The organism is Croceicoccus sp. BE223, from assembly GCF_031457155.1.
Classification (GTDB): domain Bacteria; phylum Pseudomonadota; class Alphaproteobacteria; order Sphingomonadales; family Sphingomonadaceae; genus Croceicoccus.
The window spans coordinates 92,892-118,865 of sequence record NZ_JAVDWB010000001.1 but is presented as its reverse complement, the minus strand read 5'-3'; the positions used below and the strand labels follow the sequence as shown (position 1 = coordinate 118,865).

29 protein-coding genes are annotated in these 25,974 nt (G+C 67.8%); 15 read left to right on the top strand and 14 right to left on the bottom strand.

The window, feature by feature from the left end:
- Window positions 1-14 precede the first annotated feature (14 nt).
- Genes J2X37_RS00620 through J2X37_RS00610 form a run of 3 tightly spaced genes read left to right on the top strand, consistent with a single transcriptional unit; the run spans window position 15 to window position 3,233 of the window.
- The gene (locus tag J2X37_RS00620) at window positions 15-797 is read left to right on the top strand and encodes a hypothetical protein (RefSeq protein WP_310016629.1); all 783 of its coding nucleotides are present in this window, start codon (window positions 15-17) and stop codon (window positions 795-797) included.
- Between the two features lie 57 nt (window positions 798-854).
- A complete protein-coding gene (nadA, locus tag J2X37_RS00615; protein ID WP_310016627.1) occupies window positions 855-1,844 on the top strand; it encodes a quinolinate synthase NadA in 990 nt (329 codons plus the stop codon).
- Window positions 1,845-1,901: 57 nt separating this feature from the next.
- Window positions 1,902-3,233, top strand: a complete 1,332-nt coding sequence (locus J2X37_RS00610; RefSeq protein ID WP_310016625.1) for a DUF2254 domain-containing protein — start codon at window positions 1,902-1,904, stop codon at window positions 3,231-3,233.
- Window positions 3,234-3,243: 10 nt separating this feature from the next.
- Here the strand turns inward: J2X37_RS00610 and J2X37_RS00605 are convergent, their stop codons facing one another.
- From J2X37_RS00605 to lipB, 3 genes are read right to left on the bottom strand one after another with little or no spacing between them, the layout of a single operon-like run.
- The gene (locus J2X37_RS00605; protein WP_310016624.1) at window positions 3,244-4,134 is read right to left on the bottom strand and encodes a DMT family transporter; all 891 of its coding nucleotides are present in this window, start codon (window positions 4,132-4,134) and stop codon (window positions 3,244-3,246) included.
- Between the two features lie 39 nt (window positions 4,135-4,173).
- Window positions 4,174-4,491, bottom strand: a complete 318-nt coding sequence (locus J2X37_RS00600; protein WP_310016622.1) for a hypothetical protein — start codon at window positions 4,489-4,491, stop codon at window positions 4,174-4,176.
- Between the two features lie 19 nt (window positions 4,492-4,510).
- Window positions 4,511-5,221 (bottom strand): lipoyl(octanoyl) transferase LipB, encoded by a 711-nt coding sequence (lipB, locus tag J2X37_RS00595; RefSeq protein ID WP_310016620.1) that lies wholly within the window; start codon window positions 5,219-5,221, stop codon window positions 4,511-4,513.
- Window positions 5,222-5,264: 43 nt separating this feature from the next.
- On the opposite strand from lipB, the gene J2X37_RS00590 reads away from it, so the two are divergent.
- Entirely contained in the window at window positions 5,265-6,095 is an 831-nt protein-coding gene (locus tag J2X37_RS00590) for a glycerophosphoryl diester phosphodiesterase membrane domain-containing protein (protein ID WP_310016618.1), read from the top strand.
- On the opposite strand, the gene J2X37_RS00585 is transcribed toward J2X37_RS00590, so the two are convergent.
- The 6 genes from J2X37_RS00585 to galE all read right to left on the bottom strand — a co-directional run bounded on the left by J2X37_RS00585 (window position 6,092) and on the right by galE (window position 9,956).
- A complete protein-coding gene (locus tag J2X37_RS00585; RefSeq protein ID WP_310016616.1) occupies window positions 6,092-6,787 on the bottom strand; it encodes a methyltransferase in 696 nt (231 codons plus the stop codon). The genes J2X37_RS00590 and J2X37_RS00585 overlap by 4 nt on opposite strands.
- Before the next feature lie 133 nt (window positions 6,788-6,920).
- Window positions 6,921-7,265, bottom strand: coding sequence for an arsenate reductase (glutaredoxin) (arsC, locus tag J2X37_RS00580; RefSeq protein ID WP_310016614.1), 345 nt, complete (start codon window positions 7,263-7,265; stop codon window positions 6,921-6,923).
- Between the two features lie 22 nt (window positions 7,266-7,287).
- On the bottom strand, window positions 7,288-7,851 hold the full coding sequence (locus tag J2X37_RS00575; protein WP_310016613.1) for a 2Fe-2S iron-sulfur cluster-binding protein: 564 nt from the start codon (window positions 7,849-7,851) through the stop codon (window positions 7,288-7,290).
- Window positions 7,852-7,878: 27 nt separating this feature from the next.
- Window positions 7,879-8,484, bottom strand: coding sequence for an HAD-IA family hydrolase (locus tag J2X37_RS00570; RefSeq protein ID WP_310016610.1), 606 nt, complete (start codon window positions 8,482-8,484; stop codon window positions 7,879-7,881).
- Between the two features lie 206 nt (window positions 8,485-8,690).
- Complete coding sequence (gene ykgO, locus J2X37_RS00565; RefSeq protein ID WP_003046794.1) at window positions 8,691-8,816, bottom strand: type B 50S ribosomal protein L36; 126 nt, start codon at window positions 8,814-8,816, stop codon at window positions 8,691-8,693.
- Window positions 8,817-8,951: 135 nt separating this feature from the next.
- Window positions 8,952-9,956, bottom strand: a complete 1,005-nt coding sequence (galE, locus tag J2X37_RS00560) for a UDP-glucose 4-epimerase GalE (protein WP_310016391.1) — start codon at window positions 9,954-9,956, stop codon at window positions 8,952-8,954.
- Window positions 9,957-10,124: 168 nt separating this feature from the next.
- Here galE and J2X37_RS00555 point away from each other — a divergent pair, with 168 nt between their 5' ends.
- The 6 genes from J2X37_RS00555 (at window position 10,125) to J2X37_RS00530 (ending at window position 15,248) form a co-directional block, all read left to right on the top strand.
- Window positions 10,125-10,745, top strand: a complete 621-nt coding sequence (locus tag J2X37_RS00555) for a DUF4136 domain-containing protein (RefSeq protein ID WP_310016389.1) — start codon at window positions 10,125-10,127, stop codon at window positions 10,743-10,745.
- An 11-nt stretch (window positions 10,746-10,756) separates the two neighbouring features.
- Window positions 10,757-11,905: a M14-type cytosolic carboxypeptidase gene (locus J2X37_RS00550; RefSeq protein WP_310016387.1), complete on the top strand. Its 1,149-nt coding sequence runs from the start codon at window positions 10,757-10,759 to the stop codon at window positions 11,903-11,905.
- A gap of 58 nt (window positions 11,906-11,963) precedes the next feature.
- The gene (locus J2X37_RS00545; RefSeq protein WP_310016385.1) at window positions 11,964-12,101 is read left to right on the top strand and encodes a hypothetical protein; all 138 of its coding nucleotides are present in this window, start codon (window positions 11,964-11,966) and stop codon (window positions 12,099-12,101) included.
- A 69-nt stretch (window positions 12,102-12,170) separates the two neighbouring features.
- Window positions 12,171-13,301 (top strand): succinyl-diaminopimelate desuccinylase, encoded by a 1,131-nt coding sequence (gene dapE, locus J2X37_RS00540; protein ID WP_310016382.1) that lies wholly within the window; start codon window positions 12,171-12,173, stop codon window positions 13,299-13,301.
- Window positions 13,302-13,325: 24 nt separating this feature from the next.
- On the top strand, window positions 13,326-14,693 hold the full coding sequence (locus J2X37_RS00535; RefSeq protein WP_404979579.1) for a dicarboxylate/amino acid:cation symporter: 1,368 nt from the start codon (window positions 13,326-13,328) through the stop codon (window positions 14,691-14,693).
- 42 nt (window positions 14,694-14,735) lie between these two features.
- Window positions 14,736-15,248: a hypothetical protein gene (locus J2X37_RS00530; RefSeq protein ID WP_310016380.1), complete on the top strand. Its 513-nt coding sequence runs from the start codon at window positions 14,736-14,738 to the stop codon at window positions 15,246-15,248.
- Between the two features lie 4 nt (window positions 15,249-15,252).
- Here the strand turns inward: J2X37_RS00530 and nth are convergent, their stop codons facing one another.
- Both nth and dapB read right to left on the bottom strand, forming a co-directional pair.
- Window positions 15,253-15,906 carry an endonuclease III gene (nth, locus tag J2X37_RS00525; RefSeq protein ID WP_310016378.1) on the bottom strand — a complete coding sequence of 218 codons (654 nt, stop codon included), beginning with the start codon at window positions 15,904-15,906 and terminating at the stop codon, window positions 15,253-15,255.
- A 7-nt stretch (window positions 15,907-15,913) separates the two neighbouring features.
- The gene (gene dapB / locus J2X37_RS00520; protein ID WP_310016377.1) at window positions 15,914-16,645 is read right to left on the bottom strand and encodes a 4-hydroxy-tetrahydrodipicolinate reductase; all 732 of its coding nucleotides are present in this window, start codon (window positions 16,643-16,645) and stop codon (window positions 15,914-15,916) included.
- Window positions 16,646-16,699: 54 nt separating this feature from the next.
- Between dapB and J2X37_RS00515 the strand changes: the two genes are divergently transcribed.
- Both J2X37_RS00515 and J2X37_RS00510 read left to right on the top strand, forming a co-directional pair.
- Window positions 16,700-17,410 carry an NAD-dependent deacylase gene (locus J2X37_RS00515; protein WP_310016375.1) on the top strand — a complete coding sequence of 237 codons (711 nt, stop codon included), beginning with the start codon at window positions 16,700-16,702 and terminating at the stop codon, window positions 17,408-17,410.
- A complete protein-coding gene (locus J2X37_RS00510) occupies window positions 17,407-17,928 on the top strand; it encodes a GNAT family N-acetyltransferase (protein WP_310016373.1) in 522 nt (173 codons plus the stop codon). Before J2X37_RS00515 ends, J2X37_RS00510 begins: the two co-directional genes overlap by 4 nt.
- Here the strand turns inward: J2X37_RS00510 and J2X37_RS00505 are convergent.
- A complete protein-coding gene (locus J2X37_RS00505; RefSeq protein ID WP_310016372.1) occupies window positions 17,925-19,436 on the bottom strand; it encodes an MFS transporter in 1,512 nt (503 codons plus the stop codon). The two genes, J2X37_RS00510 and J2X37_RS00505, sit on opposite strands and share 4 nt — an antisense overlap.
- A 29-nt stretch (window positions 19,437-19,465) precedes the next feature.
- On the bottom strand, window positions 19,466-21,736 hold the full coding sequence (locus J2X37_RS00500) for an NADP-dependent malic enzyme (RefSeq protein WP_310016370.1): 2,271 nt from the start codon (window positions 21,734-21,736) through the stop codon (window positions 19,466-19,468).
- A gap of 238 nt (window positions 21,737-21,974) precedes the next feature.
- Here J2X37_RS00500 and mutS point away from each other — a divergent pair, with 238 nt between their 5' ends.
- Both mutS and J2X37_RS00490 read left to right on the top strand, forming a co-directional pair.
- Window positions 21,975-24,572 carry a DNA mismatch repair protein MutS gene (mutS, locus tag J2X37_RS00495; RefSeq protein ID WP_310016368.1) on the top strand — a complete coding sequence of 866 codons (2,598 nt, stop codon included), beginning with the start codon at window positions 21,975-21,977 and terminating at the stop codon, window positions 24,570-24,572.
- Entirely contained in the window at window positions 24,572-24,841 is a 270-nt protein-coding gene (locus tag J2X37_RS00490; protein ID WP_310016366.1) for a hypothetical protein, read from the top strand. Before mutS ends, J2X37_RS00490 begins: the two co-directional genes overlap by 1 nt.
- Here J2X37_RS00490 and J2X37_RS00485 read toward each other — a convergent pair.
- A complete protein-coding gene (locus J2X37_RS00485; RefSeq protein ID WP_310016365.1) occupies window positions 24,838-25,152 on the bottom strand; it encodes a hypothetical protein in 315 nt (104 codons plus the stop codon). The two genes, J2X37_RS00490 and J2X37_RS00485, sit on opposite strands and share 4 nt — an antisense overlap.
- A 129-nt stretch (window positions 25,153-25,281) precedes the next feature.
- Here J2X37_RS00485 and J2X37_RS00480 point away from each other — a divergent pair, with 129 nt between their 5' ends.
- Window positions 25,282-25,962: a Fe2+-dependent dioxygenase gene (locus tag J2X37_RS00480; protein ID WP_310016363.1), complete on the top strand. Its 681-nt coding sequence runs from the start codon at window positions 25,282-25,284 to the stop codon at window positions 25,960-25,962.
- Window positions 25,963-25,974 lie beyond the last annotated feature (12 nt).

Genomic DNA, 25,974 nt, shown 5'->3' with positions numbered 1-25,974 from the left:
GGGGGGTAGCGAACATGGCAACAATCGCCGATGGCGGTCTTTCGCGCGGTGGCGAACACGCAGAGCGCCGCTTCTTCCTGATTCTCTCGGTCATCATGGTCTTGCTGGTCGTCGCCGGCTTTTCCATGAACCTGGCGCTGGGCCGGTCTTCCTTTGCGGTACCGGTGATCTACCATCTCCATGCCGTCGTCTTCATGGGCTGGCTGGCGCTCTATCTCGCCCAGGTCGCGCTTGTCGCGGGCAACAACGTCGCGCTGCATCGACGGCTGGGCATGCTCGCGCTCGGCTGGGCGCCGCTCATGGTCGTGCTCGGCTTCGCAGTCATGTTCACCAGCATGCGCCGCACGGGCGGGCCGTTCTTCTTCGACCAGAACGAGTTCATGCTCAGCAACACGCTGCAACTCATCCTGTTCATGGCCATGGTGCTGTGGGCGCTCAGGGTGCGGCGGCACATCGGCTGGCATCGCCGGATCATGCTGATCGCGATGGCGATCCTGACCGGACCGGGATTGGGCCGGCTGCTACCAATGCCGCTGATGATACCCCATGCCTGGCGGATCATGATAGCGATGACGATGATCTTCCCGGTGATCGGCATGATCCGCGACTGGCGCAAGCGCGGTGCGGTGCATCCCGCCTGGCTATGGGGCGTCGGCCTCGTTTTCGGCGCGCAGGTGCTGGCCGATCTCGTCGCCTATTCCCCGCTGGGCTTGTCGCTGACCGAATGGGTATTGGCCGGGACACCGGGGGCGGAGCGGCCGATGCATGCCTTCCTGCCGCCCGGTTTTGCGATGTAACGGCTTGCAACGAGGGTCTTGCGGGGCCATCTGCGGCGGTATCAGAGGGAGACCGAAATGACCGCCCAGCCTCGCGAAAACCTGTCCGGCCTCGACCTTCGGGCCGAGATCGAGCGCCTGCGCAAGGAGCGCAACGCAGTCATCCTCGCCCATTACTATCAGAAGCCGGAGCTTCAGGACCTGGCCGATTTCGTCGGCGATTCGCTGGAACTGTCGAAGAAGGCGGCAGCCACCGACGCCGACGTGATCGCGTTCTGCGGGGTCAAATTCATGGCCGACACCGCCAAGATCCTCAGCCCCGACAAGATCGTCGTGTTGCCCGACCTCGACGCCGGGTGCAGCCTGGAAGACAGCTGCCCCCCGGAAAAGTTCAAGGCGTTCCGCGAGGCGCACCCCGATCACATCGCGCTGACCTACATCAACTGCTCGACCGAGGTGAAGGCGCTCTCCGACGTCATCGTCACCAGCAGCAGCGCCGAGACCATCCTGTCGCAGATCCCGCCGGAACAGAAGATCATCTTCGGCCCCGACCGGCACCTCGGCGGCTATCTCAACCGCAAGTTCGGGCGCGACATGCTGCTCTGGCCCGGCGTTTGCATCGTGCACGAGGCGTTCTCGGAGACCGAGCTGCTCAAGCTGAAGGCGCAGCACCCCGACGCGCCGGTCGCCGCGCACCCCGAATGCCCACCGCAGATCATCGACCATGCCGATTACGTCGGGTCGACCAGCGGCATCCTCCAGTTCGCCAAGACCATGCCCGGCGACAAGCTGATCGTTGCGACCGAACCGCACATCATCCACCAGATGGAAAAGGCGCTGCCGGAAAAGACCTTCATCGGCGCGCCGGGGGCAGACGGCAACTGCAACTGCAACATCTGCCCCTACATGGCGCTCAACACGATGGAAAAGCTCTACATCGCCCTGCGCGACCTCGAGCCGCGCATCGAGATCGAGGAAGGCCTGCGCCTCGCCGCGAAGAAGAGCCTCGACAAGATGATCGAGATGGCGAGCGGAACGATCGGCAAAGGCGATCTGGGACGGGCGTGATGCGGCAAGGGCGCGCGGCGCGGCACCCAGCCCCGCAGTCGCGCGTTCTGACCTGACATGAAGGCCCGCTTCCTCAGTCTCTGGAACCGGATCAACGCCAGCTACTGGTTCTGGCCGGCGACCTTCTGCCTAGCCGCCTTCTGCCTCGCGCTGCTGACCCTGCACCTCGATCGCAGCGGAATGGCGGACAGCCTCGCCGAAGTCGCCGCCATCGTCCCCGCCCGCCCCGACGGGGCCAGCACCATGCTTCAGGTCATCGCCGGGTCGATGATCGGGGTCGCGGCGACCGTCTTCTCGATCACCATCGCCGCGGTCGCCTATGCCAGCGGAACCTACGGTCCGCGCCTGCTGACCAATTTCATGGAGGATCGCGGCAACCAGCTCAGCCTGGCGACCTTCATCGGCACCTTCGTCTACGCGATCATGATCCTGCGCAGCGTGAGAGGAGAGGACGAGCGTCCGTCCACGGTGCAGGACGCGATGGCGAGCACGCTGCCCGGCTTCGTGCCGCAACTGTCGCTGCTCGTCGCGACGGCGATGATGCTGGCGGCCGTCGGCATGCTGGTCTTCTTCCTCAACCACGTCCCCAGCTCGATCCGCATCAACGTCGTGCTCGAACGCATCGGCGAACGGCTGATCCGGCAGATCCGCGATCGCTTTCTCGAGGAAGGCGATGCGATCGACGTCGAACGGCCCAACGGCGGTTGGCCGGTGGCGGCCGGGCGCAGCGGTTATGTCGAGGTGATCGACTATTCCGGGCTTTCCGACATCGCGCGCGAGCATGACATCGACGTCATGATCGACCGGCAGTCGGGCGACTTCGTGCACCCCAAGGTCACGCTGGCCCGCTATTGCGGTGGTAGCGGCGCGGACAACGCTATCGAATCCGCCCTCCAGTCCTGTTTTGTCCTGTCCGGCCTGCGCACCCCGCAACAGGACTTGCGATTCCTGATCGACGAGCTGGTCGAGATCGCGCTGCGCGCGCTCTCGCCCGGCATCAACGACCCGTTCACCGCGATCACCGCGCTCCACTGGCTGGGCGCGGCGACGGCGCAACTGGGCTGCCGCGAACTGGCCCGCGCGCCCGACGACAGCGACGACGAGGACAAGCGCCGCATTCATCCCCGCCACATGCGCTTCGCCGATTACGTCGGCATCGGCTTCGGCTCGGCACGCTCGGCGGTCGCGACCAGCCCGAAGGCGGCGCTCGCCATGTACGATGCGATGGAGGACTGCGCGACGACGATGCGCCAGTCGCGTGTCGCCGACATCCTGGCGGAAGGCGAGCGGCTCATCATGCAGGTGCGCACCAACCTCGCAGGGCCCGATCTCGCGATGGTCGAGGCGCGGCACGAGGCATTCGCCGCGACCTGCTCGCTTCGCGGTTGATACGCGGCACCTACGCCTTCGTCTCGTCCGCTTCGGCAAGGCGGGCCAGGACCAGCGCCGCCGCCATCAGCACCATGCCCGCGACGTCGAGCCACGACAGCGTCTCGCCATAGGCCAGCCAGCCGGTCAACGCCGCAACCGCCGGCTGGGTCAGCAGCGCCAGCCCGATGACCAGCGGCCGGAACCAGCCCAGCGCCCAGATCAGCGCCCCCTGCCCGACGATCTGGCTGAACAGCGCAAGCAGCAGGAGAGGCGTCCAGTCCCGCGGCAGGATTGTCTCGCCGAGCAGGAGCGCGCAGGCGAGAATCACCGGCGTCGCCGAGAGCGACGACACGGTCAGCAGCCGCCACGATCCCATGCCCGTGCGGACGTGGCGCAGCAGCAGGATGTAGGCGGCATAGAGCATTCCGGCGAGCAGCGAGAGCAGGTCGCCGACGAAGTTGCGATGGCTGAGTTCGAGCGAGCCGCCCATCAGCATCGCCGCCCCGCCGAGCGCCGCCGCGATCGCGACGATCTCCGTCCCCCGCGGCCAGCGCCGAGCCAGCAGCAGGCCCCAGGCGATGACGACGATGCTGCCCGAATTGCCGAACACGGTGGCATTGCCCAGCCGCGTCCGCTCTATGCCGAGGTGCCAGCTGGCGATGTCCAGCCCGAAGGCGACACCCGCCCCCAGCGCCAGCAGCAGCGTGGTGCGCGGCGGAAAGAACGGAGCGCTGCCCCGCTCCTCTCTCAGCGCGAAGAACGCGATTAGCGGGAGCGCCAGGGCAAGCCGCCAGAACCCCGCCGCGACCGGCCCGGTATCGGCCATGCGCACGAACATCGCCCCCAGCGCGAGCGAGGCATTGCCGAGAAGGAGCATGCCAAAGCGCCAGGGACCGGCGGCACGATGCTGGTCGGTCACGACGGCTTCGCTGGAAGGATGGGGTGCCGGCGCGGGCGATCAGCCCTCGTCGGCGGCGTCCGCAGGGGCTTCGGTGGCGACATCCGGCGCGTCAGCCTCGCCCGGATCGGCGGCGGCGGATCCGGTTGCGGTGGACCTTCCCGCCCCATCTGTCGCCGTATCCTCGGGCTTCAGCGATTCGCCCTGCGAGCGCAACTGGTCGAGGTGGATCATGTCGTCGGTGATCGTGCCGGGAAGAACCTCACCCGCCATGTCGCCCGGATCACGCTCCGGCTTGGCCGAATCGCAGGCCGCCGGCAACAGGGCCAGGACCGGAAGGACGAGGAGGGACAAGGCGGTCTTGCGAGCCGTGCGCATGGGTCTGGCGATCCTGAAATCAAGTGTCCGGACAAGGCGTGCCCAGCCGGTCGAAGAAGGTCGGCGCATGGCGGGCCAATGCCGCATCCCATTCGCCGACGCCGACGCTATGGCCCAGCCGGGCCATGCTGGTCACCCCATATTCTGAAATGCCGCACGGAACGATGCCGGTGAAATGCGAAAGGTCGGGCGAAAGGTTGACCGAAAAGCCGTGCATCGTCACCCAGCGACGGACCCGCACCCCGATGGCGCCGATCTTCGCCTCTCGCCCGTCGATGTCGCGAGTCCAGATGCCGACGCGCCCGTCGGCCCGCCGGCCTTCCACGCCGAAGTCGGTCAAGGCGTCGATCACCCAGCCTTCCAGCGCGTGGACGAAACCGCGCACGTCGCGGGCCCGGCGGTTGAGATCGACGAGGACGTAGCCGATCCGCTGCCCCGGTCCGTGATAGGTATATTCGCCGCCCCGCCCGGCGCTGACCACGTCGAAGCGCGGGTCCAGCAGATCCGCCGGCTTGGCGCTGGTCCCGGCGGTGTAGACTGGCGGATGTTCGAGCAGCCAGACGAGATCGGGCGCCGTCCCCTCTCGGATCGCGGCGTTGCGCGCCTCCATCGCGGCGAGCGCATCGGCATAGGCGATCAGCCCGCGCTCGGCCCGCCACTCGATGCCCGGCACGGGGCTGTCGCCGCCGTGCGTCGCATTTTCGGTGCCTTGCAGGGTGCCAGTGCTCATGGTCACGTTGCGTGGCGGGAAACGGCGTGCCAATCAAGTGCCCATGAATCTTCCCGACCGCGACCCGAACCGCACGCCCGTCTCTCCGCCGCCCGGCCCCGCCTTCGATGCCGGGCGCGCATGGAACGACGCTGTGGCCATGCTGAAGGCGAATCGCCAGGTGCTGACCGTGCTGGCGGGCCTGTTCTTCCTCGTGCCGCAAGTGCTTATGAGCGCGCTGATGCCCGATGTCGCGCCCGGCCTTGAGGGCGAGGCGGCGGCCAAGGCGGCGATCGCGATCTTCGCGTCGTGGTGGCCGCTGATCCTGCTGGCCACCTTGCTGCAGGCGGTGGGAATGCTGGCGATCATCGTGCTGCTGGCGGACCGGACGCGGCCCACCGTGCGCGATGCGATCGGTCGCGCGTTCCGGCTGTTGCCGCCCTATGTCGCCGCGACGCTCGTGCTGGTCGCGGGCGTCGGTCTCTGCGCCCTGCTCATCCTCATTCCGCTGACCCTGCTGGCCGGACAGGCCGGGGCGGGCATTGCGCTGGTGCCGGTCATGATCGCGGCGCTCTGGGTCAATGTCCGCACGATCACGCTGGCCCCGCTGGTGGGGGCGGAGCGCGAGACGAACCCCTTCGAAGCGCTGCGCCGCAGCTGGGCGCTGACCGCCGGGCGCGGCGGGCGCATCCTCGCGTTCATGCTGATGTTCGTGATTGCCGTGCTGGTCCTGTCGATCGTCATCACCGCGATCCCCGGCACGGTGCTGATCGCCACGCTGGGCCAGGATACGGGCGGCGCGATCGCCGGCCTGCTCGAAGGCTTTGTTTCCGCCGCCCTGCTTCTGTTGTGGAGCGTGGTGGTGCTGGCGATCTATCGCCAGCTCGCCGGCTAGGCCGCGGTTTCGGCCAGTTCGGCCACGGGCTGGACGACTTCGGCTAAGGCAGCGGCGGCGGGGACCGGATCCTTCCAGCCCCAGAACAGCTTGCACGGCAGCACGTTCAGCATCTCGAAACCCGACGAGATGCGGGCAAAGCGCCGCGCCATGAAATCGCGCGCCTTGGCGGAGAACTGGTAGACGAGAAAGGCCCCGCCTTCGCGCAGCACGTTGTAGGTCGCGTCGACGATCTGCGGCCCGACGCCATCGGGCAGGGTCGAAAACGGCAGCCCGGACAGCACGTAGTCCGCCCCGTCATGCCCGTGCGCCGCGACGATGCTTTCGACATCCGCCGCCGAACCCAGCACCGCGGTAAAGCGGGGATCGCGGATCGTGCGCTGCAGGTAGTCGATGTAGAGCGGGTTGGTGTCGATGACGATCAGCGCGCCGTCACGGCGCAGGCGATCGAGCACCGGCTGGCAGAACGTGCCGACGCCGGGGCCGTATTCGACGAAGAGGCGGCAGCGGTCCCAGTCCACCGGATCGAGCATCTTGGCGATGGTGAAGCGCGAGGACGGGATGATCGAGCCGACCATCACCGGGTGCTGGATGAACCCCTTGATGAAAACCCCCCAAGGCCCGAGACCCTTGGCACCGGCGCGTTTCGTCTTGGCCAGGTTGCCCTGTCGCGCCAGCTCGGTTCCGGTCATTGCGTGGGGACTCTCTTGTAAAGCTGCGTGAAGCGAAGCGGGTGGCAAATAGAGGGCCGGTTTGCAAGGACGTTCAAGAACTTGTCCCGTCGCGGCTCGACAATATCGTTTGGAATCAGCGGCCGGTGCGACGCTAGAGGATTTCAAGCACCTTGTCCTGCGGTCGGCAGAGGCGCACCCCCTTGGCGGTTTCCACCAAGGGCCGTTCGATCAGGATCGGCTCTGCCGCCATCGCCGCCAGCACCGCGGCATCGTCCGCTTGGGGCAGGCGGCGTTCCGCCGCATCGGTGCCGCGCAGGCGCAGGCCCTGCTGCGGGGTCATGCCGGCATCGCGGTAGAGCTGGGCAAGTTTCGCGGCGCTCGGCGGGGTCTTGAGATACTCGACCACCTCGACCTCCACGCCGTCGGTCTCCTGCAGGATCGCCAGCGTCTTGCGCGACGTGCCGCAGTTCGGGTTGTGCCAGATGGTCGCCTTCATCGTTTCTCTCATTCAGGATGGGTCAGGTAGCGGGCTTTGCCGGCGGGGCGGGATCGCCCTCCATCGCCGGAACGGTCTGCGCCGCCTGCGCGGGGTCGAGCCCCGGCACCGGGAGGCTGTCCAGCCGCTCCCGCCCGCGCATCGCGCGGCCCGCCCGCTCGATCGCGCGCACGATGCGCGGCGCTGCGCCGCAAGGGCAGAGGTTGGGGATGGCGGCGGCGATCTCCTCCCGGTTGGCGCCCGGATTGCGCGCCAGCAGCGCCGCGCCCGCCATGACGAAGCCCGGCGTACAGAAACCGCACTGCACCGCGCCTTCGGCCATTATCGCCTGTTGCAGCGGATGCGAGCGATCGCCCGAGAGCGCCTCGATCGTGGTGACGAAGCGGCCTTCGACTTCGGCCAGGGTGACGAGGCAGGAGCGGATCCCCTCGCCGTCGATGATCACGGTGCAGGCGCCGCAATCGCCATTGCCGCAGCCGTATTTCGTGCCCGTCAGGTTCGCCGCGTCGCGCAGGGCCCACAGGAGCGGGGTGTCCCCGTCCATCAGGAATTGCACGGGACGTTCGTTGACGGTCAGCCGGGTCATTGCGGCCCGCTGTCTAGGGCAAGGCCGTCAGCCCAGCAATCCCCGCGATGCGAGATCGGCTTCCAGCGTATCGGCATCGCTGAAATGATGGACCTGCCAGCCCAGCGCGGCGGCGGCGGCGATGTTGGCGAGATTGTCGTCGATGAAAAGGGTGCGCGGCGGCTGGATGTCGAACCGTTCACGCGCCAGTTCGAAGATTGCCGGGTCGGGCTTGGCGAGCTTTTCCGTGCCCGAGACGACGACATCGCGGAAGCGATCGAAGATCGGCCGCCGGGCGCGGAACGGGCCCCAGAAGGCGTGGGCGAAATTGGTGATCGCGAAAAGCGGCACGCCGGCCGCGTCCAGCCGCTCGACGAGTTCGAGGCTGCCCGGCACCGGCCCTGGAATGCTTTCGTCGAAGCGATTCGCATAGGCGTCGATCAGGTGGTCGAGCCCCGGAAACCGGGCCTTGCGCTCTGCCACCATGTCATCGAGATCGCGGCCCGCATCGTGTTCGAAATGCCATTCCTCGGTCACGACATGGCCGACGAACCATTCCAGTTCCGCCGGATCGTCGATCAGCTTGCCGAACAGGCAGCGCAGGTCCCAGCGATAAAGCACCCGGCCCACGTCGAACACGACCGCGTCGATCATCGCATCACCCAGCCCCAAACACGAAAACGCCGCCCGAATGGACGGCGTCAGAAATTACAACCGCGGTCGTGCCGGATTTCGGTTCCCGGTCGAGCGAGAATGGCTTCATCCGGGAACCGGCGCGCGGCGACCTTCTGGTCGCGAGCACCGGAAGCGCAAGGATGCAGCCGTTCGCAACCCTCCCGGGAGCGAAAGCCGGCGCAGGCTCAGCCCTGGCGGGCCTTGAAGCGGCGATTCGTCTTGTTGATGACGTAAGTACGGCCACGGCGACGGATCACGCGGTTGTCCCGGTGGCGATCCTTGAGCGACTTGAGGCTGTTGCGAATCTTCATCTGTCTGGTTCCGTAGATAAGTCTTTGAATCGGGCCGCTGCCACCAACCGGGGCGCATCCCGCCGAAATCAAGGCTGGCCCGTTACGGCGGGCATGATGCGAAGTCAAGCGATTCACCCGGCGACGGGGCCGCCTTCAGCTCTCCGTCCGCCGCAGCCCCGTCAGCTTCCTCTCCCACGCCAGCGCATGGCCGATAATCTCCTCGAGATCGGCGTGTCTGGGCACCCATGGCACGGTCGCCATGATCCGGCTGTTGTCCGAGACGAGGCTGGGCACGTCGCCCGCCCGGCGCGGCTCCATCCGGCGCGGCACGGGCTGGCCGACCACCCGGTCGACCGCGTCGAGCACTTCCAGCACCGAGAAGCCGCGCCCGTAACCGACGTTCATCGTGAGGCTGCGCCCGGGGTGGTCGATCAGCGCTTCCAGCGCCAGGACATGCGCCTCGGCGAGGTCGGAGACGTGGATGTAGTCGCGCACTCCGGTGCCGTCGGGCGTGGGATAGTCGTCGCCGAACACCGCGACGCCGTGCCGCTTGCCCAGCGCCGCTTCGACCGCGACCTTGATGAGATGCGTCGCGCCCGCTGTCGACTGGCCGGACCGCGCCCGCGGATCGGCCCCGGCGACGTTGAAATAGCGCAGCACGCAGTGGTTCATGGCATGCGCCCGGCTGACGTCGGCCAGGATCCGCTCGGTCATCAGCTTGCTCATGCCGTAGGGGTTCACCGGCGTGAGCGGATCGTCCTCGGTCAGCGGCTTCAGTTCCGGTTCGCCGTAGACGGTGGCAGTGGACGAGAAGATGAAGTGCGGCACGCCCGCGTTCACCGCCGCCTCGATCAGGGTGCGGCTCTTCGCGGTGTTGTTGTCGTAGTACTTGAGCGGGTTCTCGACCGATTCGGGCACGATGATCGATCCGGCAAAATGCAGGATCGCTTGCGTTCCCTGTTCGGCGAAGATGCGCGCGAGGAGGCCGGTATCGGCCACGTCGCCCCGGTAGAGCGTGACGCCTTCGGGGATTGCCCATTCGAAGCCGGTCGACAGGTTGTCGATGACCGCCACCGGCCAGCCGCGATCGAGGAGCGCCAGCACCGCGTGGCTGCCGATGTAACCCGCCCCGCCCGTCACCAGCACCGGTCGTGTCATTTGTGTCTCCGCCGCTTCACCGTGAATTCACTTCCCCCCGCCTAGACGCTTTGCATCGCGCGGTCAGCCCCGGGGGTGGCGACCGATGCGAAATGCTTGCGTTTACGGGCGATTTTCCCCACTTTTCCAAGACATGAAGGCCCAGCCCGCGGCCCCGGAGGATGCTCGATGCCTGCAAAGTTCTCGCTCAAGATCGCGATGGTGCCCGCTCTGGCCGCAACCTTGGCGCTGGGCGCCTGCGCCTCGCCCACCGGGCCGGTGCAGGTGACGCACTTCAACGCGCCGGACAAGACGGCACTGCTGGGCAAGGGGTCGATCGCGGTCGTGGTGTCGCCGACGATGGGTCCGGATGCCGCCGGTTCGCTGGAAATGGCCAGCTACCGCGCCGCCGTCGCCCGCGAATTGGTCCGCCTGGGCTATGCCGAGGCGCCCGCGGGCCAAGGCAGCCAGGTCGCCGAGATCCGCGTGCGTCGCGGCACGGTCGAAGCGATCCGCGAAGGCGGGCCGGTCAGCGTCGGGGTCGGCGGGTCGACCGGCAGCTACGGCTCCGGCGTGGGCCTTGGCGTCGGCATCAATCTTTCGGGCAAGCCCAAGGACACGGTGATGACCGAACTCGGCGTCGTCATCCGCGACCGCAGCGACGGCCGGCCGCTTTGGGAAGGCAGAGCCGAATTCGGGGTCAAGGAGAATTCGCCGCTGGCCAACACGCAACTGGCCGCGCCGCGTCTGGCCGAAGCGCTGTTCTCGAAGTTTCCCGGAGAGTCTGGCGAAACCTTCGAAGTCAAGTAAGCCTGCGGGCCATGACTGACGCGATTCGCATCGATGCCGCTTTCGACAGCGGCAACATCGACGTCGTCTCCGCCACCGGGGCAGAGGCGGTGCTGACGATCCGGCGCGATCGCGACAGCGAGTTCTTCCAGTGGTTCCACTTTCGCGTGTCTGGCACGAGGGGGCGGGAACTGACGCTCAGGATCACCGGTCTCAACCGCAGCGCCTATCCCGGCGGCTGGCCCGGCTATCGCGCGGCCGTGTCCGAAGACCGGCAGGCCTGGCTGCGCGCCGACAGCGAGTGGGACGGCGAGAGCGGCGGCGGCACGCTGACGATCCGCTATCGCCCGGCTGGCGATGTCGCGTGGTTCGCCTATTTCGCACCCTATTCGATGGAGCGGCACCACGATCTCGTGACCCGCATCGCCAATGCGCCGCAGGTGTCGCACCGGGTGCTCGGCCATTCGGTCGAAGGCCAGCCGATCGATTGCCTGGCCACCGGCGAAGGAAGCCGGCAGGTCTGGCTCTATGCCCGCCAGCACCCCGGCGAATCGATGGCCGAATGGTGGATGGAAGGCGCGCTCGAACGGCTGGCCGACCCGGCCGATCCGGTAACGATGCGGCTGCGCAAGGCGGCAACCCTGCACCTCGTGCCGAATGCCAACCCCGACGGTTCGTGCCGCGGCCACTTGCGCACCAACGCGCGCGGCGTGAACCTCAACCGCGAATGGCACGAACCGAGCGCCGAACGTTCGCCCGAAGTGCTGGCGATCCGCGACGCGATGGACGCAACCGGCGTCGATTTCGCGATGGACGTCCACGGTGACGAGGCGATACCCCATGTCTTCATGGCCGGGTTCGAAGGCGTTCCCGACGTGACCGAACGGCAACTGGCGGACTACGCCCGCTATCTCGCGCTGCTGACCGCGACGACCGCCGATTTCCAGACGGCCAGAGGGTATCCGGTGTCCGCGCCGGGCAAGGGCAACCTGTCGATGTCGACCAACCAGGTCGCGCATCGCTTCGGCTGCACCGCGATGACGCTGGAAATGCCATTCAAGGATCACGACGACGCACCCGACGCCCGCGCGGCGTGGAGCCCGGAACGATCGAAGGCGCTGGGCCGGTCGTGCCTTGCCGCCCTGGCGGACTGGCTTGAGAGCGCCGGCCCGGCCGCCTGAGCGGCCTTCACGTTGCCGCGTTAACGTCTTGGTAGGATTTCGGGGGCATGATCGGATCATGGCCCAAGCAATCGCCCGCGCTGTCAGCATTCCGCTCCACCACCGTGGCGAAGCGCTGGCGGCGATCGCGCGTTTCGCGATCGTGGGCGGCAGCGCCCTGGCGGTCATCATGGCCGGCCCCGGCCTGCCCTTCTAAGCCGACTGGCTTCGACCCTCCCGAAATCCGTTTTTGCACGCGCCGCCGCACTGCGCTAACGCGCGGCTCATGTCCGACGATACGCCGCTCGCCCTCGCTCAAAGGCTGATCGCCTGCCCCAGCGTCACGCCCGCCACCGGCAGCGTGTTCGACGCGATGGAGGCCATGCTCGAGCCACTGGGTTTCACGGTTTCGCGCAGCATCGACGGGGTCGCACCGGACGGACCGGTCGAGAACCTGCTGGCCGTGCGCAAGGGTCCGGAAGGCGCGCGCCACTTCGCCTTTGCCGGGCACCTCGACGTCGTCCCGCCGGGCGAGGGCTGGACCGGAGACGCCTTCGCGCCCGAGATCCGGGGCGAGCTGCTCTACGGTCGCGGCGCGGTCGACATGAAGGGGTCGATCGCCTGCATGGTCGCCGCCGTCGCGGAGATTCCGGCCGAAGCGGGGACGATCAGCTTCCTCATCACCGGCGACGAGGAAGGACCCGCTCGCCACGGCACGCTCGCGCTGATGCAGCACATGGCCGAACGGGGCGTGGTGCCCGACCTGTGCCTTGTCGGCGAACCGACCAGCGTCAACCGGCTGGGCGACATGATGAAGATCGGGCGGCGCGGTTCGGTCAACATCTGGCTCGGCGTCGACGGCGTGCAGGGCCACGTCGCCTATCCCCACCTGGCCGACAATCCTGCCCCGCGTCTGGTCGCCATGCTAACCGAGCTGGACGCGCTGGTGCTCGACGAAGGGACCGACTGGTTCCAGCCATCCAACCTGGAGATCACCGACATTTCGATCGGCAATCCGGCAACCAACGTGATCCCGGCCCGGGCGGAGGCGCGCATCTCGATCCGCTTCAACGACCGGCACTCGAGCGAAAGCCTGGCGCAGATGGTGACCCGGATCGCCGAGCGGCACGGCGGCTGGGCACGCCCGGTAATCAGCGGCGAGCCGTTCCTGACCCAGCCCGGCGCGTTCTCGGCCATGCTGGCCGACGCGATTCGCGTCGAAACCGGGCTTGAGCCCGAGCTGTCGACGACAGGTGGCACGTCGGACGCCCGCTTTCTCAAGAACTTGTGCCCGGTGATCGAATTCGGCCTCAACAACGCCACCATGCACAAGCGCGACGAAGCGGTGGCGATCGCCGATCTGGAGGTTCTGACGCGGATCTATGAACGGGTCGCGCGTGCCGCCCTTGCGCAGTAGGCCGTCGCGCTGCCACAAGGCGGCATGAACGATATCAACGGTAACCAGTCCGCCACCGTCGCAGATCAAGGCGACGCCCCGGCCGAGAACATGGCGGGGCACAAGCGGCTCCAGCTTCAGATCCTGATCGGCTTCATCGCCGGCCTCGCTGCCGGTCTTGCCGCCTATACCTTTTCGCCCGGCGCGGACTGGGTCGATTTCATCGTCACCTACGTGACCGGCCCGCTCGGGCAGGTGTTCCTGCGCCTGCTGTTCATGCTGGTCATTCCGCTGCTGTTCGCCGCGCTGGTCGTCGGCATCGCGGAAATGGGCGAGATCGGCGCGCTGAAGCGTGTCGGCCTGCGCACGCTCGTCTACACCGTCGTCGTTTCAGGGATTGCGGTGGCCATCTCGCTCGCCTGCGTCAACATCCTGCGCCCGGGAGACGGGGTGGACCGCGCCGCTGCGGCAGACCTGCTGGAACAGGGCGCGGCCAATGCCTCGGGGATCGTGCAGGCCTCGGCCGAAGCCAAGACGGGCGTCGAACAGGTGCTGGCCATCGTGCCGACCAACGTCATCACCGCGATGAGCGAGAACGACATCCTGGCGGTCATGTTCTTCGCGCTGTTCTTCGGGGTCGGCATCCTGCTGGTCCAGACACCGCGCACAGCGACGCTGAAAAACGGGATCGAGGGCGTGTTCGAAGTGGCGATGCGGCTCATCGGCTTCGTCATCCGCCTCGCGCCGATCGCGATCTTCTGCTTCATGTTCAACCTGTCGGCGCAGTTCGGCTGGGATCTCCTCGGCAAACTGGCCGCCTTCGTGGCGGTCGTGCTCCTGGCGCTGGCCATCCAGATGTTCGGCGTCTTCCCGCTGCTGCTGCGCTTCCTCGCCAGCAAGAGCCCGGTCGCCTTCTTCCGCGAAACGCGCGAGGCCAGCGTGATGGCGTTCTCGACCGCCAGTTCCAACGCCACCCTGCCCACCGCGCTGCGTGTCGCGGAAAACGAACTGAAGCTGCCGCCGCGCATCTCACGCTTCGTGCTGACCATCGGCGCCACCGCAAACCAGAACGGCACCGCGATGTTCGAAGGGGTGACGGTCCTGTTCCTCGCCCAGTTCTTCGGCGTCGAACTCGATCTTTTGCAGCAGGCCTTCGTCATGCTGGTCTGCATCCTCGCCGGTATCGGCACCGCGGGCGTGCCGGGCGGCTCGCTGCCGGTGGTCGCGCTGATCCTGTCGGGCGTGGGTGTGCCGCCCGAAGGGATCGGCCTGATCCTCGGCGTGGATCGCTTCCTCGACATGTGCCGCACCGCGCTCAACGTCGTCGGCGACTTGGTGGCGGCAACGGTGATCAGCGCGCTGTCGGGCAAGGACGAGGCGCGGGCATCGGATCCGCTGCCCCTGCCCGGATGATTTGCCGGGAACCCACCGCCCGCCTCGGCGCTTGAAGGCCACATGCGCAAACCTGCCCTGCTGCTCGCCCTGATTGCGCTTGCAACCGCCGGTTGCTCGCGCGAACCCGACGAAGGTTCGACGAACGACATTGCGGATAGGGGATCGGCAAGCACCGTTCAGCCTCCCGAGACTCCCGTGGCTCCCGCGTCCCCCAATTCGGAGGCGCCGTCATCGACTCCGCAACCGCTGTCGGTCCGCGATCTCGGCCTGACGAGCGGGGTCTACGCCGCCAGTGGAACGACCTGCCCGCCCGCGATGGCCAGCCTCGCCACCTTCGACGGCAGCGGCTTCGGCAGTCGCAACATGACCCGGTGCGCCTTTTCCCCGCAGAAGCGCGCGGGACAGACGTTCACCGGCACGCAGACCTGCACCGACAGCTATTCGAAGGAGCGCGTGAGCGAGGACATGACCATCACGGTCGCCGGACCCACCCGTTTCACGCAAAGCAACAAGTGGGGCGAGCGAACCTTTGATCTCTGCCCCGACGAGCGGCTGTCCGACTGGACCGGCTGACGCCTCAGCCGCGACCCTTCGGCTTTTCCAGCACCTTCTTCCGGAAACTGCACAACCCGGCGACCGGGCAGCGCCAGCATTCCGGCGTCCGCGCCTTGCAGACATATCGGCCGTGCAGGATCAACCAGTGATGCGCGCCCAGCCGGAACGGGGCGGGGACGCGTTTTTCCAGCTTGGCCTCCACCTGTTCGGGCGTCTTGCCCTTGGCAAGGCCGGTGCGATTGCCGACACGAAAGATGTGGGTGTCGACCGCGAAGGTTTCCTGCCCGAACCAGCAGTTCAGCACAACGTTGGCGGTCTTGCGGCCCACGCCGGGCAGCTTGACCAGCTCTTCGCGGCTGTCCGGCACGTCGCCGCCGTATTCGTCGACCAGCAACCGGCTGAGCGCGATGACGTTTTTCGCCTTCGAATTGAACAGGCCGATCGTCTTGATGTGCTCGCGAAGGCCCTCTTCGCCCAGATCCAGCATCTGCTGCGGGGTCTTCACCTTGGCGAACAGCGCGCGGGTCGCCTTGTTGACGCCGACGTCGGTCGATTGCGCCGATAGCGCCACGGCCACCACCAGCTGGTAGGCATTGCCGAACTCCAGCTCGGTCTGCGGATCGGGATTGTCTTCCGCCAGGATGCGGAAGAATTCGAAGATCTCGTCCTTCGTCACGCGGCGCTCACAGGCCCAGCACCTGCGGCATGGTGTAGCGACCCGGCGCGCGGCCCAGCAGCCAGGCCGCGCCCTTTACCGCCCCGCGCGCGAAGATCATGCGGTTTTCCGCCAGGTGCGTCATCGCGATCCGCTCATCGGTGCCGGCGAAATAGACGGTGTGCTCGCCCGCCACCGTGCCGCCGCGCAGCGAGGCGAAGCCGATCGCGCCCTCTGCCCTGCGCCCGGTAATGCCGTCGCGCCCGCGTTCGCTGTTATCCGCAAGCGCGATGCCGCGCCCTTTCGCTGCCGCCTCGCCCAGCAGGAGCGCGGTGCCCGACGGGGCATCGACCTTCATCCGGTGATGGATCTCGACGATCTCGATATCCCAGTCCGGGCCCAGCCGCGATGCCGCCTCCTGCACCAGGTGCGCCAGCATGGTCACGCCGAGCGAGGTGTTGCCGGTCTGCAGCACCGCGATGCCGGATGCCGCCCGGTCGATGGCGGCATGGTGCTCACTCTCCAGCCCGGTCGTGCCGATCAGCACCGGAATGCCCGACGCGACGCAGGCGTCGAGCGTCGCCTGCAGCGCGACCGGCGCGGAAAAATCCACGAGAGCGTCGCTGGTCGCGGCAAGCTGCGCTACGTCGCCGGTGTCCCGGTCGACCCCGCCCGACATCTCGTGCCCGGCGGCGCGGATCGCCTCTGCCAGCGCGGCGCCCATGCGCCCCTGCGACCCGACGATACCGATGCGTGCCATGCCGTGTGTCTTCCCTGCCTTTACCCGTCCATGCGGGCGTGCTTCATGGGCGACATGAGCCACATTCGCAACATCGTCGTCCTGACCGGCGCGGGCGTTTCCGCCGAAAGCGGCATCGACACCTTCCGCGAAGCCAACGATGGTCGGGGCGGACTATGGGAACAGCACCGGGTGGAGGACGTCGCCACCCCCGAAGCGTTCGCCCGTGATCCCGATCTGGTCCTGCGGTTCTACGACATGCGGCGCGAGGCGATCCAGACGAAGCAGCCGAACCCGGCGCACGAGGCACTGGCGCGGCTGGACCGCGAGTGGGACGGCGATCTGCTGATCGTGACCCAGAACGTCGACGACCTGCACGAACGGGCCGGGGCGCGGCGAATCCTGCACATGCATGGTGAACATCTTAACGCCTGGTGCACCGCCTGCGACGTGCGCTGCCGTTGGACCGGAACGCTGATCGACCGGCCCGCCTGCCCGGCCTGCGGCGAGGCGGCGCTGCGGCCCGACGTCGTCTGGTTCGGCGAGATGCCCTACGAGATGGACCGCATCTTCGCCGCGCTGCGAGAGGCGGATCTGTTCGTTTCCATCGGCACGTCGGGGGCGGTCTATCCGGCGGCCGGCTTCGTGCAGAACGCAGCGGCGCTGGGTGCGCGCACGCTGGAACTGAACCTCGAACGCAGCCAGGGATCGCACTGGTTCGACGAAACGCGGCTTGGCCCGGCAGGCCGCATCGTGCCGGCCTGGGTCGACGAGATGCTGCAATGAGCGGGCCGTTCCTCGTCACCCCAAGGCTCGAACTCTGGCAGCCGGTCGCGGGCGACATGCTGGCGATGTACGACGTGGTCAGCAACCCGCAGACGGCCCGGTTCCTGGGCGGACCGATCACGCTCACCGATCATCACGCCCGCTTCATGCGCAATGCCGGCAGCTGGCTTCTCTACGGCTATGGCGGGCTGATGCTGCGTGAGCGCGGGCAGAGCACGGTGATCGGCAACATCGGTGTCTTTCACAGCCGCCGCGGCATCGACCCGCGCTTCGACGACATGCCCGAGGCAGGGTGGATCATCGGCGCCGGCCATGTCGGCAAGGGCTATGGCGAGGAGGCTATGCGCGCGGTGCTCGACTGGTTCGACGCCCGACACGGCCCGCGGCCGATCTTCGCGATCGTCGATGCGGACAACGCGCCCTCGATCCGGCTGGGCCGGCGACTGGGTTTCGAACCGCGCGGCACCGGCACGATGCCGGACGGGCCGCAAGTCAATCTCTATGAAAGGCCGGCCTAGGCCTCCAGCTCGCGCAACGAACGGCCGCGCGTTTCACGTCCCCAGGCCATGACCAGCAGGCCCGACAGCGCCACCGGCGCGACGAGCAGCGGCGCGGCGCCCGCCAGCGTCGGCGCCAGGCCGATCAGCGCCAGCCCCTGCACCGCCATGCCGCCGAACTTGGAACTGCCCGCGATGATCCCGGTCGCCCGCCCGCGGACCGCCAGCGCATAGTTTTCGGCCGTGTAGGGCAGGAGCACCGCGATCAGCCCGTTGCTGCCCACGACCAGCAAGCTGATGACGGCGGTCAGCACCGTCGGTGAGGCCAGCGTGGCGGCGGGCAGCAGCGCGCCGCACAGGCCCAGCAGCATCAGCGCGACCGACAGGACGAGCGTCCCCTTGCTCGACCACCGGCTGTAGAGCAGCGCCGCCACCGCCACCGTCGGCAGGGCGATCAGCGCCGAACTGGCCAGGATGCGGCTGGCCACGTCCGGATCGAAACCGCGCGCGCGAAGGTCGCTCGGCAGCCAGAGCAGCAGCCCGAAGGTCACCACGCTCCACCCCAGCGCGGTCAGCACCAGCGCGATGCCGAGCCGGCCCCGGGCGCGCTGCGGCGCGGCGGCGTCAAGCTGGACAGTGCGCGCGACGAAGCCGAAGTCGCGGCTCAGCCGGTCCAGCTCCGCCTTGCGCCCCTGCGCCAAGAGAAAGCGGGGCGATTCGGGGATCCAGCGCGCCATGAACAGCAGGAGGATCCCGGTCGGCAGCCCGATCAGCCACAGGCTGCGCCAGCCGACCAGCGGTTCCAGCAACCACGCCGCGGCGCTGGCCGCAAGATAGCCGCCGACCGAACCGATTCCGCCGATCAGCACCAGCAGCCAGCTGCGATGGCGCGGCGGCATGATTTCGGCGAGCAGGGCATAGACCACCGGCAACATGCCCCCCGCCGAAGCGCCCATCACGAAGCACATGACGAGGTTCCAGCCGAACGCCGGCATCGCCCCGCACAGCGACGTGGCGACGAAGACGATGGTCGACAGCAGGATCGAGGTGCGTCGCCCGCAGATGTCGGCCAGCCAGCCCCAGAGGAACGAGCCCACGGTGGTCCCGGTCAAGGCCACGAAGGGCAGCAGCGCGGCAGTCCTAGCATCGATGCCGTATTCGTCGCGCAGGCCCGGCAGGACGAAGCCCAGCGTTGCCGGCTTCATCGTGTCGATGACCAGCCCAAGCACGAGGATCGCCAGCACGACCGCGTGTCGGCGACCCAGCGGAACGTCGTCACGCGCCTCGAACACGGTGCCCGCAAAGTCGGATTCGTGCGTGATCCGCCGCGGGATCGCGCCGACGAAGGCCATCGGCAGGCCGAGCGCGATCAACGCCATGCCCGCCGCCATCCACCCGTCCATCGGCATGCCGACGAGCCGGTTGCCCATGGCCATGCCCATTTCGAGCATCGGCACATGCATGAGCGCGCCGACGATGATCGCGGCGCAGCCGGCCCGGAACAGGTTGGGGTGACCGCCGAGGGTCATGGCAAGCGTCGCCCTGCTGCCCGCGGGCGTCAGCCGACCACTTCGGCCGCCGCCAGCACCGCCAGCGTCAGCACGTCGGGGGCGATGGCGGTCATCGGCGCGATCTGCACCGGCTTTTCCATGCCGATCAGCATCGGTCCGATGGTCGATGCACCGGCCAGTTCGCGCAGCAGCTTGGCCGACAGGTTTGCCGATTGCAGGCCCGGCATGATCAGCACATTGGCCGGCGCCGAAAGACGGCTGAAGGGATAGAGCTTCATCACCGTGGGATTGAGCGCCGCGTCGGGGGCCATTTCGCCCTCGTACTCGAAATCCACGCCTTCCTCGTCGAGGATGTGGACCGCATCGCGGATGTTCTCCAGCCACTTGCCCGGCGGGTTGCCGAAAGTGGAATAGGACAGGAACGCGACGCGCGGTTCGTGGCCCAGCCGCTGCGCGACCTTGGCGGTCTCCTTCGCGATGTGGGCCAGCATCTTCGCGTCGGGCCGTTCGTTGATCGTCGTGTCGGCCAGGAACACCGTGTAGTTCTTGCCGACCATCAGGTGGATGCCGAAGGGAATCTCGCCCGGCTTGGGATCGAGGACCTGGGTGATTTCCTTCATCGTCTGCGCGAAGGGGCGGGTCAGGCCGGAAATCACCGCATCGCCGCGGCCGATCGCGACGAGCAGCGCGGCAAAGGTGTTGCGATCCTGATTGACCATGCGGCGCACGTCACGCTCGGTCGCGCCGCGACGCTTCAGCCGTTCGTAGAGATAGGCCTGCATCTCGTCGACGAGGGGCGAATTGGCCGAGTTCTGGATCTCGAAACTGTCGATGTCCTCGACCGCGAGATCCTTCAGCTTCTCGCGCACCTTCTCGGTCCGGCCGACGAGGATCGGCTCGCCATAGCCGAAGTCGCGGAACTGGATCGCGGCGCGCAGCACCACGTCCTCTTCCGCTTCGGCGAAGACGACGCGCTTGGGATTCTTCTTCGCCGCTTCGTAGACGTGGGTCAGCGCCGACGTCGTCGGGTTTAGCCGCGCCTTCAGGCGCAGGGCATATTCCTCGAAATCCTCGATCGGGGCCTTTGCCACGCCCGAATCCATCGCCGCCTTGGCGACGGCGGAGGAAACGACTTCCATCAGGCGCGGATCGAACGGCGCGGGAATGATGTATTCGCGCCCGAACTGGTGGTTGACGCCATAGGCTGCGGCGACTTCCTCGGGAACGCGTTCGCGGGCGAGGTTGGCGATCGCATGCGCGGCGGCGATCTTCATTTCCTCGTTGATCGCGGTCGCCTGCACGTCGAGCGCGCCGCGGAAGATGAAGGGGAAGCCGAGCACGTTGTTGACCTGGTTCGGATAGTCCGACCGGCCGGTGGCGATGATCGCGTCGGGGCGCACGGCCAGCGCGTCGTCGGGGCGGATTTCCGGATCGGGATTGGCCATGGCGAAGATGATCGGCTGATCGGCCATGTCGGCCACCCATTCGGGCTTCAGAGCGCCGGCTGCGGACAGGCCGAGGAACACGTCGGCACCCTTCAGCGCCTCTTCCAGGCTGCGCGCCTCGGTCGGCACGGCGTGGGCGCTCTTCCACTGGTCGACCTTTTCGCGGCCGGGATAGATCGGGCCCGAACGGTCGCAGACGATGACGTTCTCATGGCGCACGCCCATCGCCTTGATCAGCGAGGTGCAGGCCAGCGCCGACGCGCCGGCGCCGTTCACCACCATCTTCAGCTCGTCCATCTTGCGGCCCGTCAGCAGGCACGCGTTGATGAGACCGGCGGCGGCGATGATCGCGGTGCCGTGCTGGTCGTCGTGCATGACGGGGATCTTCATCCGCTCGCGCAGCGCCTGCTCGATCACGAAGCATTCGGGGGCGGCGATATCCTCGAGGTTGATGCCGCCGAAGCTCGGCTCCATCAGCGCAACCGCGTTGATGAAGGCTTCCGGATCCTCGGTATCCAGTTCAATGTCGATCGAATCGACGTCGGCGAACCGCTTGAACAGGACCGACTTGCCCTCCATCACCGGCTTCGACGCCAACGCGCCGAGATTGCCGAGGCCGAGGATGGCGGTGCCGTTGGAGATGACCGCGACGAGGTTCGAGCGCGCGGTGTAGCGGGCGGCATCGGCGGGATTGCGGGCAATCGCCTCGACCGGAGCGGCAACGCCGGGGGAATAGGCCAGCGACAGGTCGCGCTGCGTCGCCATCGGCTTCGACGCGATGATCTCGATCTTACCGGGACGGATCGTCTCGTGGTAGAACAGCGCCTCACGCTCGGTGAACGTCACCTTGGGCTTGTTGTCCCCGTCGGCCAATGGGCTCTCCTTGCCTGTCCTCGTGCGCCGCCGGTTCCCCCCGGAGCGGCGCCAGTTGATCCCTGATCTGCCGCCTATAGCGCGATTGCCCGGTTTGGATAGGGCATCGCGGGCGACTTTTTTTGCCGATCCCGCGCCCTTCGGCAGGCATTCCCTGCCGCGACCCGCATGACGGGCGGGGATTAGCCGGGGCCGCGCTCTTGGCCGAATCGAGCTGCGCTCGCTAGGCCCTTGCGCCATGGCCGGCGGCTCCACCCCGATGATGCAGCAGTACTTCGCGCTCAAGGAGCAGGCGGGCGACTGCCTGCTGTTCTATCGCATGGGCGACTTCTTCGAGCTGTTCTTCGACGATGCGAAAACGGCCGCCGCAGTGCTCGACATCGCGTTGACCAGCCGCGGGGAAAACAATGGCGAGCCGGTGCCGATGTGCGGCGTGCCGGTCCACGCGGCGGACAGCTATCTCGCCCGCCTGATCCGCGCCGGTTGCCGGGTCGCGATTGCCGAACAGGTCGAGACCCCGGCGGAGGCGAAGGCACGGGGCGGATCGAAGGCGCTTGTCGCGCGCGAGATCGTGCGGTTCGTCACCGCGGGCACGCTGACCGAGGATGCCTTGCTCGAAAGCCGCCGGGCGAACGTGCTCGCTGCCCTTGCCCCGTTGCGCGACGCGGTCGGCATCGCCGCCATCGACATTTCCACCGGCGAGATGACGCTGGAGAGCGTCGGCGCGCAGGCGGTGGCGGCGGCCCTGTCGCGGATCGGCCCGGCCGAGGTGGTCGTGCCCGAAGGGTTCGATGACGCGCCCGACGGGTCCATCGCCCGCCCCCGCAACGCCTTTGCCGCCGACGCGGGCGAGGCGCGGCTGAAATCGCTGCACGGCGTGGCGACACTCGACGCGTTCGGCGCGTTCGATCGGGCGCACCTGGCGGCGGCGGGCGGACTTATCGCCTATCTCGATCATGTCGGGCGCGGCTCCCTGCCGCTGGTCCTGCCGCCGCGCCTGCGCGATGCGGGCGGCCACCTGGCGATGGACGAGGCGACGCGCGCCAGCCTGGAAGTGACGGTGACCAGCGGCGGCACCCGCAAGGGCAGCCTGATCGACTGCATCGACCGCTGCCTGACCGGCGCGGGGGCGCGGCTGCTGGCAGAGGACCTGTCCGCGCCGCTCGCCGATGCCGGCGCGATCCGCGAGCGGCTGGCGGCGGTGCAATGGCTCCATGCCGACGCCCTGCTGCGCGAGGACTTGCGCCGCGCGCTGCGTTCGCTGCCCGACCTTGGCCGTGCGCTGGGCCGGATCGTGGCCGGGCGCGGCGGCCCGCGCGATCTCGGCCAGTTGCGCGACGGATTGAACGAGGCGCGCGCGCTGCACGAAACGCTCGCCGGGACGGACGGGCTGCCCGCGCTGGTCGCCCGCCTGCTGCCGCGATTGGCGGGCCATGGCGCGCTGGTCGAACTGCTGACCCGCGCGCTCGTCCCCGCGCCGCCGACCGAGCGGGGCAGCGGCGGCTTCATCGCCGAGGGTTACGACGCCGCGCTCGACGAACTGCGCGTCATCGCGCGCAACGGCCGCCGCGCCATCGCCGCGCTGGAGGCGAAGTATCGCGCCGACACCGGCATCGCCTCGCTCAAGATCAAGCACAACGGCGTGCTCGGCTATTTCGTCGAGGTTGCCGCCCGCCATGCCGATGCGCTGATGGCCCCCGAAAGCGGCTTCACCCACCGCCAGACGATGAAGGACGCGGTGCGCTTCAACGCGCTCGCCCTGCACGAGGAAGCGAGCCGCATCGCCGAGGCGGGAGGGCGTGCGCTGGTGGCCGAAGACGCGCATTTCGAGGAACTGGTCGCGGCGGCCGTCGCCGCGCGCGAGGCGATTGCCGCCACCGCGCAGGCGCTGGCCCGCATCGACGTCACCGCGTCGCAGGCGGAGCGGGCCGCAGAGGGTGGCTGGACCCTGCCCGACGTGCGCGAGGACACCGTGCTCGACGTGCGCGGCGGGCGGCATCCGGTGGTAGAGGCCGCGCTGGCGGCAGGCGGCGAACGCTTCGTGGCCAACGACTGCACCCTCAGCCCCGCGGACCGGCTGTGGCTGATCGGCGGCCCCAACATGGGCGGCAAGTCGACCTTCCTCAGGCAGAACGCGCTCATCGTCCTGCTCGCCCAAGCCGGCGGCTTCGTGCCGGCGGACAGTGCGCGGATCGGCGTAGTCGACCGTCTGTTCAGCCGCGTCGGCGCATCGGACAACCTCGCGCGGGGCCGCTCCACCTTCATGGTCGAGATGGTCGAGACCGCCGCGATCCTGAGCCAGGCGAGCGAGCGCAGCTTCGTCATCCTCGACGAAGTCGGGCGCGGCACGAGCACCTATGACGGACTGGCACTGGCCTGGGCCGTCGCCGAGGCGGTGCACGAGAACCTGCGCTGCCGCTGCCTCTTCGCCACGCATTATCACGAATTGTCGCGGCTGGCCGAAAGCTGCGAGGCGCTGTCGCTGCACCATGCCCGTGCGCGCGAGTGGAAGGGCGATCTCGTCCTGCTGCATGAACTGGCCGACGGGCCGGCGGATCGCAGCTACGGCCTCGCCGTTGCGCGGCTGGCGGGGCTGCCCAAGCCGGTCATTGCCCGGGCCAGGACCATTCTCGACAAGCTCGAAAAGGGGCGAGCGCAAACCGGCGGGCTGGGCGCGGGACTGGGCGACCTTCCGCTGTTCGCTGCCGCGGCGGAAGCGGCGGAGGAGGCCTGCGACACGCTTCGCGAGACCTTGCGCGATCTTGATGTCGATGCGCTTTCGCCGCGCGAGGCGCTGGACCTGCTCTACACTCTCAAGCGGGAGGCCGATGCCTGATGCAGTTCGACGATCTCATGCGCCGCTATTACGGCACGACGGAGATGGCAGACATTCCCGTTGCCGCAAGGGAGGCGGCGGTAGACCGGATGCGGGTCGACTTCGGGCTGGAGAGAGATCCGAACCGGCGGTTCGTGCTGTGGGCCTTCATGGCGATGCACGATGCCGAACCGGATATATCCGACGCATTCGAAGACGAGGCCGAGCGGGAAGCGGCACGCAACCTGCTCGACCTCGTGAAGGGAGTTGGCGAGAACGACGCGGACTAGCTGTCCGAATCGGGCTCGTCCTCCATCTTGTTTGAACGGCCGTAGGCGTTCTCGTTGTCATCCATGTTGGGCTCGCCGTTGTAAGCCGACATGTCGATGTTGCCGCTGCGTTCCATCTGTTTCATGTGGTCGACAAGGTCCTGCGTATCGTCCTCGTCGGTGATCGAACCTTCGGGTTTTTCGCTGTCTTCCAGCCCGAAGCTGTCGGTCGCGCGGCCGATCGCCTGGTCGGCAACTGTCTGAGCCTGCGCGATTTCGTCTTCCTGTTCGCTGTTGCGCGTTTCGGGCGCGGTCTGGTCGGGGTCGGCCATCGGGGAAATCCTTTCGTTCTGTCGAAGGGATTACGGTTGCCGGCGGCGCCGGTTCCCCGCAGGACGACCACCCGCGTCTTCCCGAACCGCGCCGCTTGCGCCCGCATCGCGCACCGCTAATGTCGCGCCATGCTGACCATCGTTCCCGACCTGCTTTCGCCCGAGGATCTTGCCGCCATCATACCGCGCATGGCCGATGCCAAGTGGACGGACGGCGCCGAGACCGCGCATGGCCGGGCCAAGGAGGTGAAACACAACCTGCAGCTCCTGCCGAGCGACGATCTGGGCCGCGACGTGGCGAAACTGGTGCTGGAGCGGATGGGCGCCAACGCCCACTTCACCCGCGCCGCTTTGCCCGAACGGATTCTGCCGCCCATGGTCAACTGCTATCGCGACGGCGGTAGCTACGGCCCCCATTCGGATCGCGCGCTGATGGGTGCGCCCGACGGCCGCGGCTCCCTGCGTACGGACCTGTCGGCCACCGTCTTCCTGTGCGAGCCGGATAGCTACGATGGCGGCGAACTCGTCATCGACCATCCCTTCGGCACTCGCGCCGTAAAGCTCAAGGCAGGCGCGATGGTCGTCTATCCGTCATCGACCCTGCATTGGGTCAAGCCGGTGACGCGCGGGCAGCGGATCTGTGCCGTCACCTGGATCGAAAGCGCCGTGCCCGATCCGGAGCAGCGCGGCCTGATCCACGAGATGACGATGGCGATCACGGCCTTGCGACAGGTGAGGCCCGGCGAGGAGGCTCATCTCGAACGGCTCAACAACGTCCGGATGAACCTCATCCGGATGTGGTCCCGATGATCGCCGCTGACG